The sequence below is a fragment of the Pseudomonas sp. CFBP13528 genome, assembly GCF_005233615.1.
In the GTDB taxonomy this organism is placed as follows: Bacteria; Pseudomonadota; Gammaproteobacteria; order Pseudomonadales; family Pseudomonadaceae; genus Aquipseudomonas; species Aquipseudomonas fluorescens_AM.
The window spans coordinates 722,414-736,781 of record NZ_QGAJ01000001.1 but is presented as its reverse complement, the minus strand read 5'-3'; the positions used below and the strand labels follow the sequence as shown (position 1 = coordinate 736,781).

The following is a 14,368-nucleotide window of genomic DNA, read 5'->3' as shown; positions in this document are numbered from 1 at the left end:
TGAACTGAAGCAACTTGCTGCCGAAAACTACTTAACTCATTGTTTACCAAGGAGTTTTCCGTTTCGACTGCGCCGGAAGTGGGGCGAATTATAGAGAGATATAATTCGCCGTCAACCCCTAATCGAAGACTTATTCGGATTTGAGCGTAATACGCGCAAATGCCTTCTTTCCAGCCTGACAAACGTGAGTAGCGCCCAGCTCGTATATAAAGGTGCGATCAACCACCTCACCATCTATACGCACACCACCCGAACCGAGCAGGTCACGCGCCACCGCAGAGTTCTTCACCAACCCCGCCTTATTAAGGACAGCCGCGATCGGCATCGCCTCAGCCGCAGTCAATTCGATCTCCGGCAGGTCGTCCGGCAACTCGCCATCCTTCATGCGATTGCCCGCAGCACGGTGAGCGTTGGCCGCAGCCTCTTCACCATGAAAGCGAGCCACGATCTCTTCGGCCAGCTTGATCTTCACATCACGCGGGTTGGCACCCGCTTCCACATCAGCACGCAACGCATTGATCTCATCCATTGAGCGAAAGCTCAACAATTCGAAGTAACGCCACATCAACGAATCCGGAATGGAAACCAGCTTGCCGTACATCACGCCCGGCGCTTCCTGGATACCCACATAGTTACCCAGCGATTTGGACATCTTCTTGACGCCGTCCAACCCCTCCAGCAACGGCATGGTCAAAATGCACTGCGCTTCCTGACCATATGCACGCTGCAGCTCACGCCCCATCAGCAGGTTGAACTTCTGATCCGTCCCGCCCAGCTCAACATCCGCACGCAAAGCCACCGAGTCATACCCCTGAACCAACGGGTAAAGAAACTCATGGATCGCAATCGGCTGATTGGTGGAGTAGCGCTTGTCGAAGTCATCACGTTCAAGCATGCGCGCGACGGTGTACTGCGACGTCAGGCGAATGAAATCAGCCGGCCCCATCTGGTCCATCCAGGTGGAGTTGAAGGCCACCTCGGTTTTGGCAGGATCAAGGATTTTGAACACCTGAGTCTTGTAGGTTTCGGCATTGTCGAGAACCTGCTCGCGTGTCAGCGGCGGGCGCGTTGCGCTCTTGCCGCTCGGGTCGCCGATCATCCCGGTGAAGTCACCGATAAGGAATATGACCTGATGCCCCAGCTCTTGGAACTGACGCAGCTTATTAATAAGCACGGTGTGACCAAGGTGCAGGTCCGGCGCGGTAGGGTCAAAGCCTGCCTTGATACGCAGGGGCTGGCCACGCTTGAGCTTTTCTATCAGCTCGGCCTCGACCAACAGTTCTTCCGCACCACGTTTTATCAGCGCTAGCTGCTCTTCAACCGACTTCATAACAGACCCGCAAGGCTCAGATTCAAAAGGGAACCAACCATACAAGATCAGGGACTAATTACAAGTTTTGCCCTGCGCACGGACACCATTGAGCAAGCCCAGCGTTCGCGAGCTTGCGCCACAGATGATTTGGTTATATTTTATACAGTTATTTCATCTTCATCATGTCATTCATCTTTTCCATTTCATCTTCAAAGTCAAAATACTTATGACCACTGAACCGTCTAAAGCGCCACCGCTTTACCCGAAGACCCACCTGCTCGCCGCAAGTGGTATCGCCGCCCTTCTCAGCCTGGCACTCCTGGTATTCCCTTCCAGTGACGTAGAAGCCAAACGAACATCCCTAAGCCTTGACCTGGAAAGCCCCGTTGAGCAACTGACACAAGATCAAGACGCTTCCGACGCGCAACAAGCCACAAGTACCCCTTCCGAGTCTCCGTTCGCGCAGATTGAAAACACTCCGGAAGAGACTCAGAACGCCGCTCAGGACAAGCCCGCGACCGTCGCGACCAAGAACGCTCAGCATCGCGAAGTGATCGTGAGCAAAGGTGACACACTGTCAACACTGTTCGAAAAGGTCGGTTTGCCTGCCGCCACCGTCAATGACGTCCTCGCCACCGATAAGCAAGCCAGGCAATTCACCCAGCTCAAACATGGCCAGAAGCTTGAATTCGAACTGACGCCCGACGGCCAACTGAATAACCTGCACACCACTATCAGCGACCTGGAAAGCATCAGCCTGAGCAAGGGCGCCAAGGGGTTTGCCTTCAATCGCATCACCACCAAGCCGGTCATGCGCTCCGCCTACGTACATGGCGTAATCAATAGCTCGCTGTCGCAATCCGCCGCCCGTGCGGGCCTGTCCCACAGCATGACCATGGACATGGCCAGCGTGTTTGGCTACGACATCGACTTCGCCCAGGACATACGCCAGGGTGACGAATTCGATGTGATCTACGAGCAGAAAGTTGCCAATGGCAAAGTAGTCGGCACCGGCAACATTCTCTCTGCGCGCTTCACAAACCGTGGCAAGACTTACACCGCAGTGCGCTACACCAACAAACAGGGCAACAGCAGCTACTACACAGCTGATGGCAATAGCATGCGCAAGGCGTTCATCCGTACACCGGTGGACTTCGCTCGTATTAGCTCGCGTTTCTCGATGGGTCGCAAGCATCCAATTCTGAACAAAATCCGCGCCCACAAAGGTGTCGACTATGCCGCTCCGCGTGGCACGCCAATCAAGGCAGCCGGCGACGGCAAGGTTCTGTTGGCCGGGCGTCGCGGTGGTTACGGCAATACGGTGATCATTCAGCACGGCAATACCTACCGCACGCTGTATGGGCACATGCAAGGGTTCGCCAAGGGCGTGAAAACCGGTGGTAACGTGAAGCAGGGCCAAGTGATCGGTTATATCGGCACGACTGGCCTGTCCACCGGGCCGCACTTGCACTATGAGTTCCAGGTCAACGGTGTACACGTTGATCCGCTGGGCCAGAAGCTGCCAATGGCCGACCCGATCGCCAAGGCAGAGCGCGCGCGCTTCATGCAGCAAAGCCAACCACTGATGGCCCGCATGGATCAGGAACGCTCGACCCTGCTGGCTTCGGCGAAGCGTTAAGGTATGCCGCGCTATATAGGTGTGATGTCCGGGACCAGCCTCGATGGCCTGGATATCGCCCTCATCGAACAGGATTCGGCGCCCAGTTTGATTGCCACCCACTACATTCCTATGCCTGCCACCCTAGGCGCCGAGCTGCTTGGCCTGTGCGCCAGCGGCCCGGATGAGATAGCCCGCTCGGCAATCGCCCAGCAGTCCTGGGTGACGCTCGCCGCTCAAGGCATCCACGCCTTGCTGGATCAGCAAAACCTCACCCCCCACGATATCCGTGCGATTGGCAGCCATGGGCAGACCATCCGCCATGAGCCCGCCCGGGGCTTTACGGTACAGATCGGCAATCCGGCACTGCTCGCCGAGCTGACGGGCATCACTGTGGTCAGCGACTTCCGCAGCCGCGACGTAGCCGCAGGCGGCCAGGGCGCGCCTTTGGTACCCGCCTTTCACGAGGCGCTGTTCGGTGAACGTACTGGCAAGCGTGCCGTGTTGAATGTCGGCGGTTTCAGCAATCTGAGCCTGATAGAAACCGGCAACCCTGTATCCGGCTTTGACTGCGGCCCGGGTAATGTCTTGCTGGACGCATGGATTAACCATGAACGAGGCGAGCACTTTGATCGTGACGGGCAATGGGCAGCCAGCGGCAAGGTTCAGCCGCAGTTACTCAACACGCTGCTCGGCGATCCCTTTTTCGCGACCAAAGGCCCGAAGAGTACCGGACGCGAAGTTTTCAACCTGGGTTGGCTGCAGCACCACCTCAACGGGCAGCCAGCGATTCTTCCTCAGGATGTGCAAGCCACATTGCTGGAGCTGACCGCCCTGACCATCGTCGAGTCCCTGCAAAGCGCTCAACACCAGACCGAAACCCTGCTGGTCTGCGGCGGTGGCGCTCATAACGGGACGCTGATGAATCGACTGGCTGCACTGCTACCGTCCACCCAGGTCAGTAGCACAGCAAGCTATGGCGTAGACCCGGACTGGGTGGAAGCCATGGCCTTCGCCTGGCTGGCCCATTGCTGCCTGGAAGGCATCGCCGCGAACCGCCCGAGCGTCACCGGTGCTCGCGGGCTGCGCGTGCTGGGCGCGATCTACCCCGCCTGATCCCCAGACAGCACAACGCCGCTTGGCCGATCAAAGCCAAGCGGCGTTTTTTTATCGTGCAGACCAGGCGTTCGGTCAGATCGAGAACGAAGACCCGCAACCACAGGTAGTCGTGGCGTTGGGGTTCTTGATCACGAAACGCGACCCTTCCAGCCCTTCCTGATAATCCACTTCAGCACCCGCCAGGTACTGGAAACTCATCGGGTCCACCACCAGGCTCACGCCCTCTCGCTCAACGATGGTGTCATCATCGGCTACATCTTCATCGAAGGTAAAACCGTACTGAAACCCTGAACAACCGCCGCCCGTAACGAATACGCGCAGCTTCAAGCGATCATTACCCTCTTCATCGACCAGGCTCTTCACCTTGTGCGCAGCACCGTGGGTGAATTGCAAAGCCGTGGGGGTGAAGGATTCAACGCTCATGCTGATAATCTCCCGGCGTAGCGCCGTCATATGCGTAATGGCGAGCATTATCCGCTTCTCCTAGAAAAGCGGTCAACTATTATGCGGGGCAGCGGCAAGCTTCAAGCCTTTAGCTACAAGCTTGCCGCTGACAACTTGAAGCTTGCAGCTGCTTTTAAGGCAGCATACCTGCGTGGGACAGGCCGAGCTTCTCATCCAGGCCAAACAGAATGTTCATATTCTGCACCGCCTGGCCCGAGGCGCCCTTGACCAGGTTATCGATCACCGACAGCACCACGACCAGGTCGCCATCCTGCGGGCGATGCACCGCGATCCGGCAGACGTTGGCGCCGCGCACGCTACGAGTTTCCGGATGGCTGCCTGCTGGCATCACGTCGACGAACGGCTCATTGGCATAACGCTTTTCGAACAATGCCTGCAGATCCACCGAACGTTCGACAACCGTTGCGTACAACGTGGAGTGAATCCCACGGATCATCGGCGTCAGGTGCGGTACGAAGGTCAGGCCCACGTCCTTACCCGCAGCGCGGCGCAGCCCCTGACGGATCTCAGGCAAATGACGATGCCCTTTGACCGCATAGGCCTTCATGCTCTCCGCCGTCTCGGAATACAGCGAACCTACCGCGGCACCACGACCGGCGCCGCTGACACCCGACTTGCAGTCCGCGATCAAACGCGAGGGGTCCGCCAGGCCTGCTTCCAGCAACGGCAGGAAACCCAACTGAGTCGCCGTCGGATAGCAACCTGGCACCGCAATCAGGCGTGCCTGCCTGATCTGCTCACGATTGACTTCCGGCAAGCCGTACACCGCTTCTTCCAGCAACTCTGGCGCGCCGTGAGGCTGGCCGTACCATTTGGCCCACTCATCGGCATCCTGCAGGCGGAAGTCCGCGGACAGATCGATCACCTTGGTGCCCGCCGCCAGCAGTTCACCGGCCAGTGCGTGCGCTACCCCGTGAGGCGTGGCGAAGAACACCACATCACAGGCACCCAAGGTCTTGATGTCCGGCACGCTGAAGGCCAGGCCGTCGTAATGGCCTCGCAGGTTCGGGTACATATCGGCCACGGCCAGGCCCGCTTCGGAGCGTGAAGTGATGACCACCACCTCAGCCTGCGGATGCTGAGCCAACAGACGCAGCAATTCGACACCGGTGTAACCCGTGCCGCCGACGATACCGACCTTGACCATAAACCTGCCCTCAACGAACCCACTGGAAAGCCGTCGATAATAGGGGCCGCATCGTCCTGCGACAACCGCCAACGTGACGTACGGGCGCCTGAGCTACTACTATCTTCGCTACCGTGAACCTGGGAATAACTAAAAATGCTTTATTTATGGGTCAAAGCCTTCCATATCGTCAGCATCGTCTGCTGGTTTGCCGGGCTGTTCTACCTGCCACGCCTGTTTGTCTACCACGCCCAAAGCGAAGACACCGTCAGCAAGGAGCGCTTCAGTGTCATGGAGCGCAAGCTGTACCGCGGCATTATGGGCCCGGCGATGGTTGCCACACTGGTCTTCGGCATCTGGTTGCTGATACTCAACCCCGGCATATTCCAATCAGGCGCGTGGATTCACGCCAAGCTCACTCTGGTGGTTCTGCTGATCGGTTACCACCACATGTGCGGTGCGCAGGTAAAACGCTTCGCCCGTGGCGAGAACAGCCGCAGCCATGTCTTTTATCGCTGGTTCAATGAAGTACCGGTTCTGATATTGCTGGCAATCGTAATTCTGGTCGTGGTCAAACCGTTTTAACTTCAATTACTCGGGGGAACCTTCAATGTCGCTGCCCGCCCTGCTTGAACAACGTCTGCGCCTGCCCGTGGTGGCTGCGCCAATGTTCCTGATCTCCAACCCGCAACTGGTGCTGGCCTGCTGCCGCAACGGGGTGGTCGGCAGCTTCCCGGCACTCAACCAGCGCGAAAGCAGCGGCTTCAAGGCCTGGCTGGAGGAAATCGAAGCAGGCCTGGCGCAGTTGGATAATCCCGCCCCTTATGCCGTCAACCTGATCGTGCACAACAGCAACCCACGACTGGAAGCCGACCTGGCCATCTGCGTCGAGCACAAAGTGCCCATCGTCATCACCAGCCTAGGTGCCGTGAAGGAGTTGGTCGATGCCGTGCATAGCTACGGTGGCCTGGTGTTTCACGATGTAACCACCCGTCGTCATGCCGAAAAAGCCGCTGAAGCGGGCGTCGATGGGTTGATCGCGGTCGCCGCCGGCGCGGGGGGTCACGCCGGCACCTGGAGTCCCTTTGCGCTGATTGCCGAGATACGCCAGTTCTTCGACAAAACCCTGCTGCTCGCCGGCTGTCTCAACCACGGCCGGGAAATTCTCGCCGCGCAACTGCTCGGCGCGGACCTGGCGTATCTCGGCACACGCTTTATCGGTACCACCGAAAGCCATGCACCGGATGCGTATAAAGAGATGCTGCTCACAGCGCGCGCCGCCGACATCGTGCACACTCCGGCTGTTTCCGGCGTGCCTGCAAGCTTCATGCGCCAGAGCCTGGAAAATGCCGGTTTTGATCTCGCTGCCCTTCAAGGAAAAGGTGAGGTCAACTTCGGCTCCAAGCTCAAACCGTTGAGCGATGAGGCCAAAGCATGGAAGACTGTATGGTCTGCCGGCCAAGGCGTCGGTGAGATCAATGATTTACCCGGCGTGGATGAACTCGTCGCACGCCTGGGCGCGCAATACCGCCAGGCACGCGAAAACGCAGCACAATTGCGCTGGCCACGTTGACCCAGATGCCAGGCCTGCCAAGTGAGCCGGCCTGCACAACCTCCCTGAAACAAGTGCCAAGGATGCCCGCATGAGCGACAACCGTTTCAAGATCGTGTTTGATGGAACCTTGCTCCCGGGTGTCGAAAGCACCACGGCCAAGCTGAACCTGGCCGAGCTGTTCAAGAGCGACGTCGAAGCCATTGAGAAACTCTTCACCGGCCGCCCGGTCGCGCTCAAACGCGACCTCTCGCGTCCGGACGCCGAAACCTACCTCACCGCGTTGAAAAACGCAGGGGTCGACGCGCGCATCGAAGCCGAACAACCCGTAGCGTTCAACCTTGCCGAAACCCACGAAACAGGCTCCTCTGCCTCGGACTATTCAAACTCCGCTGCATCGCCTTATGCACCACCACGCGCCGCCGTCGGCGATGACTTGCCGGAGTACTCCACGCTCAAGGTCTTCACTATCCACGGGCGTATCGGCCGCCTGCGCTATCTCGCCTGGACGCTCGCACTGACCGTCGCGATGCTGGTAGCTGGCGGGATCATCAGTACCGTGGGTTTCGCCGTGGCCACTGCTTCGCCGACGGTCGCGATCATTCTCGGCTCGTTGCTGGGCTTCGCGCTGTTTGTCGCACTCGTGGTCGTCAGCGTGCAAATCGGCGTGCAGCGCCTGCACGACCTGGGCTGGTCTGGCTGGCTGTACCTGCTGAACCTGGTTCCGTTGGTGAACAGTGTTTTCCCTCTGCTGCTGCTGGTACTGCCGGGCAACACCGGCGCCAACCAGTATGGTGCACCTCCACCGCGCAACTCCACCGCGGTTAAAATCCTCGCGTCGTTGTGGCTGGCGTTCATCCCATTGATGCTCATCGTGGTGGTAACCCTGGGCATGAACGGCTACCTGGATCAGCTCGAAGCCAACATGGGCAGCGGCTATGAAAACAGCTCCATCACCACCGATGAAGATGCCGACCAAAGCGTCATCGATGAGGAAGAAGCAGCGCAAAGTGCTGACGACGCGGCCGAACCTGTAGACTCTCCAGAACAGTGAAGAAACGCCCGCCGCCTGTGATGCCTCTGTCACAGGCCCGGCGGCGTTGCGATGGAGAAAGGCATGACCCGTTACGCTCTGATCACCGGTGCCTCCAGCGGCATCGGCCTGGCCTTGGCCGAGGCCCTGGCTCGACGTGGCCGCAGCTTGATTCTGGTGGCCCGCCAGCGTGATCAGTTGGAAAGCATTGCAACCGAACTGACTCAACGTTTCGGCGTCGAGGTGCTGTTCCGTGCCTGTGACCTGGGCGAGCCGCTGCGGTTGTCGGGCTTTTTGCTGGAACTCGAAGAGGGTGAGCGACAGATCGACCTGCTGGTCAACTGCGCCGGTATCGGCACCAGTGGGCCGTTCCTGGCCCAGGACTGGATGACCGAGCAGGACCTGATCGAAGTCAACATTCTCGCCCTGACCCGCATGTGTCACGCCTTGGGCAATGCCATGGCGCTGCATGGCGGCGGGCAGATTCTCAACGTCGCCTCGATTGCCGCGTTCCAGCCGGGCCCGTGGATGAGCAGTTACTACGCGAGCAAAGCCTATGTACTGCATTTTTCCGAAGGCCTGCGCGAGGAGCTCAAGACTTGTGGTATCAAGGTTTCGGTGCTCTGCCCAGGGCCCACGCGCACCGCTTTCTTCGGCACCGCGCAAATGGACACTGCAAAACTCGACCGCAGCCAGCAGTTGATGAGCCCAGAAGAAGTTGCGCTCTTCACCGTGCGTGCGCTGGAGAAGAACAAGGCGATCATCATTCCGGGGCGTCGCAATCGCTGGCTCGCCTTCAGCCCGCGCTTTAGCCCACGCTGGCTTACCCGAAAAATTGCCGGTGCGATCAATAAGGCCTATTGCCCACGTTGAGCACCCCAGTACACTCACCCTCTCGTTCACCATGGAGAAACAGCTGTGGATACTCTGTTCACCAAGATCATCAATCGAGAAATACCTGCGAACATCATCTATGAAGATGACCAGGTACTGGCTTTTCACGATATCGCCCCGCAGGCGCCGGTGCATTTTCTGGTCATCCCGAAAAAGCCCATTCGCACCCTCAACGACCTGACCGAGGACGATAAAGCCCTGGCTGGCCATATTCTGTTCACCGCCCAACGCCTGGCGGTGGAGCAAGGCTGCGAGAAAGGCTTTCGCGTGGTGATGAACTGCAACGAAGACGGCGGGCAAACCGTGTACCACATCCATATGCACGTGCTGGGTCAGCGCCAGATGAACTGGCCGCCGGGCTGAGTGCACCGGGGCCAATTGACTCAGCGCAAACGCGCCGTCCTCTCTTGCGGTAAACTGGCCGCCGAGATTCTTTCCGGAGGTCAGCATGACTACCCAACGTCACTACTCGCCGATTGACCGTCTGTTGCTGCAAGCCGACATGGCCATGCGTACGCTGCTGCCATTCAGCGGCCAACCGTACCGCCCGTCACCCGCCATCGTGCAGCCGGACGCACAGATGAGCGAGAGCGAGACCCGCCACGTGGCCGGCCTGATGCGTATCAACCATACCGGCGAAGTCTGTGCCCAGGCGTTGTATCAGGGCCAGGCCCTGACCGCCAAATTGCCGCAGATACGCGCAGCGATGGAGCATGCGGCCGAGGAAGAGATCGACCACCTGGCCTGGTGCGAACAACGCATTCGCCAGTTGGGCAGTCATCCCAGCGTGCTGAACCCACTGTTTTATGGCTTGTCGTTCGGGATTGGCGCCGCTGCCGGCCTGATCAGTGACAAGGTCAGCCTGGGTTTTGTCGCGGCCACTGAGCATCAGGTGTGCAAGCACCTGGACGAACACCTTGAACAACTGCCGGCGGAGGACGAAAAATCCCGGGCCATTCTCGAGCAGATGCGCATCGACGAAGAGCATCACGCAGAAAGCGCGCTGGATGCCGGCGGCTTTCGCTTCCCTGCGCCAGTGAGGTTCGGCATGAGCATGCTGGCCAAGGTCATGACCAAAAGCACCTACAGAATGTGAAGCATGAAGATCGTTCCCACACAGAGCCTGGGAACGCTCATCTGATCCAGAAAAAAGGGCGCTATCAAAGCGCCCTTCTTTTTGCCCGTCGATCGACGATCAACCCAACTCGATAATTTCGTAATCATGGGTGATGGCTACACCGGCCGCGCCGAGCATGATCGAGGCCGAACAGTACTTCTCTGCCGACAGCTCGATGGCACGCTTGACCTGCGCCTCCTTCAGCGCCCGACCCTTGACCACAAAATGCATATGGATCCTGGTAAACACCTTGGGATCTTCAGTGGCGCGCTCGGCCTCCAGAAAGGCTTCGCAGCTTTCCACGGCTTGACGGGATTTTTTCAGGATACTCACCACGTCGAAATTGCTGCAACCGCCGACACCCAGCAGCAGCATTTCCATCGGGCGTACACCCAGGTTGCGGCCACCGGCTTCCGGCGGGCCGTCCATGACCACCACATGGCCACTGCCCGACTCACCGAGGAACATGGCTTCGCCCGCCCATTGGATGCGTGCCTTCATCGCCCAGACTCCACTGCTAAAAAAGGGTCGCCAGCTTAGCACAGGGCCTCAGGACGGCCGTGCGCTGCATGAAAATGATCAATAACCGCGTTTGCCGGTGAAATACGCTAATCGAGTCAGAATGTGTCTGGTAAGCTGGCGCCAAATCAATGGCGCATTGCCATCCTTTGTACAGCGTGCATCAATGCCAGCATCGCTGATAAAAACAAATCCAACCCCATCGCGCAGTCTTTCGGGATACAACCATGGTTGCTCTTACTCCCACACCCAAGATCAAGAACCTCGACAAGCTGCTGATGCATTGCCAGCGCCGGCGTCATCCGGCCAAGCACAACATCATCTGCGCGGGCGAGCGCTCCGAAACACTGTTCTTCATTATCAAGGGCTCGGTCACTATCCTGATCGAGGACGAAGACGGTCGCGAGATGATCATTGCCTACCTCAACACCGGGGATTTCTTTGGCGAACTGGGACTGTTCGAGCAGGCGGGCAAGGAGCAGCAGCGCAGCGCCTGGGTGCGCACCAAGGTGGAATGCGAAGTGGCCGAGATCAGCTACACGAAATTTCGCGAACTGGCCCAACAGGATCCGGACATTCTGTATGCCTTGAGCGGGCAGATTGCCCAACGCCTGCGGGATACCACGCGCAAGGTCGGCGACCTGGCATTCTTCGATGTGACCGGACGTGTCGCTCGCTGCCTGCTGGAGCTGTGCAAGCAACCTGACGCCATGACCCACCCCGATGGAATGCAGATCAAAGTCACACGCCAGGAAATCGGGCGCATCGTGGGCTGTTCACGGGAAATGGTGGGGCGCGTGCTCAAGGATCTGGAAGAGCGCAACCTGGTGCACGTCAAAGGCAAGACGATGGTGGTATTCGGAACCCGTTAACCGGGCAGCAAGCCCGCCAACATCTGACGGTACAAGGTGTCGAGCCGGGTGATCGCGTCTGGCGCGGTGAAGACCTCTTGCAGTGCGATATGACTCTCGGCCCGCACCCGCTGCTCCAGGCCACAGGCTTCATTGAAACGATTGACCGCCATGATCAACTCATCGCGATCGTTGTCCAGCAATAAAGCACCGTGCACCAAGCCCACCGGGCGGCCACCGCTCTGCCGCCAACGCTGGGCCGTGCCGACCATTTTTCGGCCGTTGAGATTGACGTTGTAACGACCGTCGCAGAACGCGCCGTCGATTTCGCCAACGGATGCGTCGCCGCCCAACTCGATCAACACATCACAAATCGGCTGGCACAACCGTTGATAGCCGGTTTCGATGCGCCCTTGATCACCTTCACTGCGCGGGGGCGCGTAGACCAGGGCGATATTGACCGTAGCGGCGGACTGCGGTACCGGCTCACCGCCGGTTTCGCGCAACAACACCGGCCAACCGGCGTCTGCCGAGACTTGGCTGGCGGCCTCAAAGGCCGCTAATCGGCTCAAACGGCGCGGCATGACCAACGCTTGATCGCTGGGTTGCCAGAACAACAGTCCGAATGCCTGCTCTCCCGCACAAACGGCGGCCAGCAGCGCTTGTTCGGCTGCAAGCCCTGCTTCTACAGTCATTGAAACCGGCTTGGTCATCAACATTTACCTACCTGAAGGAGCACAAGACCAATGTGGGAGGGGGCTTGCCCCCGATAGCGGTGCATCAGCTGCGAATCAGCCAACTGAACCACCGCTATCGGGAACAAGCCCCCTCCCACACTTTTACTGCATGGCAAAAACATACCGACTGCGCTGGAATCAATCCAGGGTCGAACCGCTGACCGACACGCCACGCTCCGGGAAGAACAGACGCTGCAGTTCGGCCCCTGGGTTCTCAGCGCGCATGAACGTCTCGCCGACCAGGAACGAATACACTTCGCTGATCTCCATCAGTTCCACATCGGCGCGGTTGACGATGCCGCTCTCTGTGATCACCAGGCGATCACGCGGGATACGCGGCAGCAGATCGAGGGTAGTTTCCAGACTGACGTCGAAGGTATGCAGGTTACGGTTATTGACTCCCACCAGCGGGGTGTCGAGGATGTTGAGTGCGCGTTCCAGCTCATCACCGTCGTGCACTTCGACCAATACATCCAGGCCGACACCCTTGGCCACAGCCGCCAGCTCGGCCATCTTCACGTCATCCAGGGCGGAAACGATCAGCAGCACACAGTCGGCACCCAGGGCGCGGGCTTCGACGATCTGGTAGGGATCAACCATGAAGTCCTTGCGGATCACCGGCAACTTGCACGCGGCGCGTGCCTGTTGCAGGAACACGTCGGAACCCTGGAAGTAATCGATATCGGTCAGTACGGACAGGCATGTCGCCCCACCCTTTTCATAACTGACGGCGATTTCATGTGGCACGAAGTGCTCGCGGATAACGCCCTTGCTCGGGGATGCCTTCTTGATCTCAGCGATCACAGCCGGCTGCTTGAGCTTGGCCTGGGCAATCAAGGCATTGGCAAAGCCGCGCGGTGCATCGGCAGCCTTTGCTTGGGTTTCCAATTCAGCCAGACTCACACGGGCACGGCGCTCGGCAACTTCTTGAGCCTTGCGCGCCAGGATTTTTTCCAGAACGGTCGGAACACTCATGCTTCATTCTCCATCTTGAATACGGCGGTGAATGCTCCGAGTTCTTCGAGTTTCTCGCGAGCCAGACCGGTGTGCAGTGCATCGTGGGCCAAGGCCACACCTTCCTTAAGACTATAGGCATGGTCCGCTGCGTAAAGTGCCGCGCCAGCATTGAGCACAATCATCTCCGCGGCTTTTTGACCGTTCTCAGTCTTGCGTCGCCCCAATGCATCGCGAATCAATTCCAGCGACGCCGCCGGGCTTTCCACCGCCAGGCCGTGCAGGCTCTGGCTCTTCATGCCCAGGTCCTCAGGCTCGACCCAGTATTCGGTGACCTGGTCGTTTTTCAACTCTGCCACGAAGGTCGGTGCGGCCAGGCTGAATTCATCCAGGCCATCTTTGGAGTGCACCACCAGCACATGCTTGCTGCCCAGGCGCTGCAGCACTTCAGCCAACGGCCGGCACAACGCCTGGCTGAAGACACCGACGACCTGATGTTTCACACCGGCCGGATTCGTAAGCGGGCCGAGCATATTGAACAGGGTACGCAGGCCGAGGTCCTTGCGCGGGCCGGCGGCGTGTTTCATCGCGCCGTGGTGGGACTGGGCAAACATGAAGCCAATGCCGACGCTGTCGATGCAGCGCGCCACCTGGACCGGCGTCAGGTTCAGGTAGATACCGGCTGCTTCCAGCAGGTCGGCGCTGCCACTTTTGCCGGACACCGCGCGGTTGCCGTGCTTGGCCACGGTGCAACCCGCTGCCGCGACCACGAACGAGGATGCCGTCGATACGTTGAAGATGTTCGCACCGTCGCCGCCGGTGCCAACCACATCGACCACGCCGTCGAGGGTCTTGAGTTCGACCTTGTCCGCCAGTTCACGCATCACCGACACGGCGCCAACGATTTCGTCGATGCTTTCGCTCTTCATGCGCATGGCCATCATAAAGGCACCGATCTGTGCGTCGGAGCACTGACCGGTCATGATCTCGCGCATCACATCGCTCATTTCAGCGGTGCTCAGGTCCAGGTGGCCGACGATACGACCCAGGGCAGTCTTGATATCCATGGAA

The 14,368-nt window shown here is 59.0% G+C and carries 16 protein-coding genes; 9 read left to right on the top strand and 7 right to left on the bottom strand.

Going from position 1 to position 14,368, the window contains the following annotated elements; genetic code table 11:
• Positions 1-130: 130 nt before the first annotated feature.
• On the bottom strand, positions 131-1,330 hold the full coding sequence (tyrS, locus tag PspCFBP13528_RS03460) for a tyrosine--tRNA ligase (RefSeq protein ID WP_065950887.1): 1,200 nt from the start codon (positions 1,328-1,330) through the stop codon (positions 131-133).
• A 208-nt stretch (positions 1,331-1,538) separates the two neighbouring features.
• On the opposite strand from tyrS, the gene PspCFBP13528_RS03450 reads away from it, so the two are divergent.
• The gene (locus PspCFBP13528_RS03450) at positions 1,539-2,951 is read left to right on the top strand and encodes a peptidoglycan DD-metalloendopeptidase family protein (protein ID WP_065950888.1); all 1,413 of its coding nucleotides are present in this window, start codon (positions 1,539-1,541) and stop codon (positions 2,949-2,951) included.
• A gap of 3 nt (positions 2,952-2,954) precedes the next feature.
• The gene (locus PspCFBP13528_RS03445) at positions 2,955-4,046 is read left to right on the top strand and encodes an anhydro-N-acetylmuramic acid kinase (RefSeq protein WP_065950889.1); all 1,092 of its coding nucleotides are present in this window, start codon (positions 2,955-2,957) and stop codon (positions 4,044-4,046) included.
• Between the two features lie 75 nt (positions 4,047-4,121).
• On the opposite strand, the gene erpA is transcribed toward PspCFBP13528_RS03445, so the two are convergent.
• Positions 4,122-4,472, bottom strand: coding sequence for an iron-sulfur cluster insertion protein ErpA (gene erpA, locus PspCFBP13528_RS03440; protein WP_003176443.1), 351 nt, complete (start codon positions 4,470-4,472; stop codon positions 4,122-4,124).
• 154 nt (positions 4,473-4,626) lie between these two features.
• A complete protein-coding gene (gene argC / locus PspCFBP13528_RS03435) occupies positions 4,627-5,661 on the bottom strand; it encodes an N-acetyl-gamma-glutamyl-phosphate reductase (RefSeq protein WP_065950890.1) in 1,035 nt (344 codons plus the stop codon).
• Positions 5,662-5,796: 135 nt separating this feature from the next.
• On the opposite strand from argC, the gene hemJ reads away from it, so the two are divergent.
• The 6 genes from hemJ (at position 5,797) to coq7 (ending at position 10,215) form a co-directional block, all read left to right on the top strand.
• On the top strand, positions 5,797-6,225 hold the full coding sequence (gene hemJ, locus PspCFBP13528_RS03430; RefSeq protein WP_137199642.1) for a protoporphyrinogen oxidase HemJ: 429 nt from the start codon (positions 5,797-5,799) through the stop codon (positions 6,223-6,225).
• Between the two features lie 25 nt (positions 6,226-6,250).
• Complete coding sequence (locus PspCFBP13528_RS03425; RefSeq protein WP_065950892.1) at positions 6,251-7,213, top strand: nitronate monooxygenase family protein; 963 nt, start codon at positions 6,251-6,253, stop codon at positions 7,211-7,213.
• 70 nt (positions 7,214-7,283) lie between these two features.
• Positions 7,284-8,246, top strand: a complete 963-nt coding sequence (locus tag PspCFBP13528_RS03420) for a DUF805 domain-containing protein (RefSeq protein WP_101219917.1) — start codon at positions 7,284-7,286, stop codon at positions 8,244-8,246.
• Positions 8,247-8,309: 63 nt separating this feature from the next.
• Positions 8,310-9,098, top strand: coding sequence for an SDR family oxidoreductase (locus PspCFBP13528_RS03415; RefSeq protein ID WP_065950894.1), 789 nt, complete (start codon positions 8,310-8,312; stop codon positions 9,096-9,098).
• Positions 9,099-9,143: 45 nt separating this feature from the next.
• A complete protein-coding gene (locus PspCFBP13528_RS03410; protein WP_065885529.1) occupies positions 9,144-9,482 on the top strand; it encodes a histidine triad nucleotide-binding protein in 339 nt (112 codons plus the stop codon).
• An 85-nt stretch (positions 9,483-9,567) separates the two neighbouring features.
• Complete coding sequence (gene coq7 / locus PspCFBP13528_RS03405; RefSeq protein ID WP_065950895.1) at positions 9,568-10,215, top strand: 2-polyprenyl-3-methyl-6-methoxy-1,4-benzoquinone monooxygenase; 648 nt, start codon at positions 9,568-9,570, stop codon at positions 10,213-10,215.
• A 99-nt stretch (positions 10,216-10,314) separates the two neighbouring features.
• Here the strand turns inward: coq7 and PspCFBP13528_RS03400 are convergent, their stop codons facing one another.
• A complete protein-coding gene (locus PspCFBP13528_RS03400; protein WP_003210947.1) occupies positions 10,315-10,737 on the bottom strand; it encodes an OsmC family protein in 423 nt (140 codons plus the stop codon).
• A gap of 245 nt (positions 10,738-10,982) precedes the next feature.
• On the opposite strand from PspCFBP13528_RS03400, the gene crp reads away from it, so the two are divergent.
• A complete protein-coding gene (gene crp, locus PspCFBP13528_RS03395) occupies positions 10,983-11,627 on the top strand; it encodes a cAMP-activated global transcriptional regulator CRP (protein WP_057723693.1) in 645 nt (214 codons plus the stop codon).
• Here crp and PspCFBP13528_RS03390 read toward each other — a convergent pair.
• The 3 genes from PspCFBP13528_RS03390 to trpD form a co-directional block, all read right to left on the bottom strand.
• Positions 11,624-12,319 carry a lipoate--protein ligase family protein gene (locus PspCFBP13528_RS03390; RefSeq protein ID WP_137199645.1) on the bottom strand — a complete coding sequence of 232 codons (696 nt, stop codon included), beginning with the start codon at positions 12,317-12,319 and terminating at the stop codon, positions 11,624-11,626. The genes crp and PspCFBP13528_RS03390 overlap by 4 nt on opposite strands.
• Positions 12,320-12,481: 162 nt before the next feature.
• Positions 12,482-13,318 (bottom strand): indole-3-glycerol phosphate synthase TrpC, encoded by an 837-nt coding sequence (gene trpC, locus PspCFBP13528_RS03385; protein WP_065950896.1) that lies wholly within the window; start codon positions 13,316-13,318, stop codon positions 12,482-12,484.
• Complete coding sequence (gene trpD, locus PspCFBP13528_RS03380; RefSeq protein WP_057723690.1) at positions 13,315-14,364, bottom strand: anthranilate phosphoribosyltransferase; 1,050 nt, start codon at positions 14,362-14,364, stop codon at positions 13,315-13,317. Before trpD ends, trpC begins: the two co-directional genes overlap by 4 nt.
• Positions 14,365-14,368: the final 4 nt, after the last annotated feature.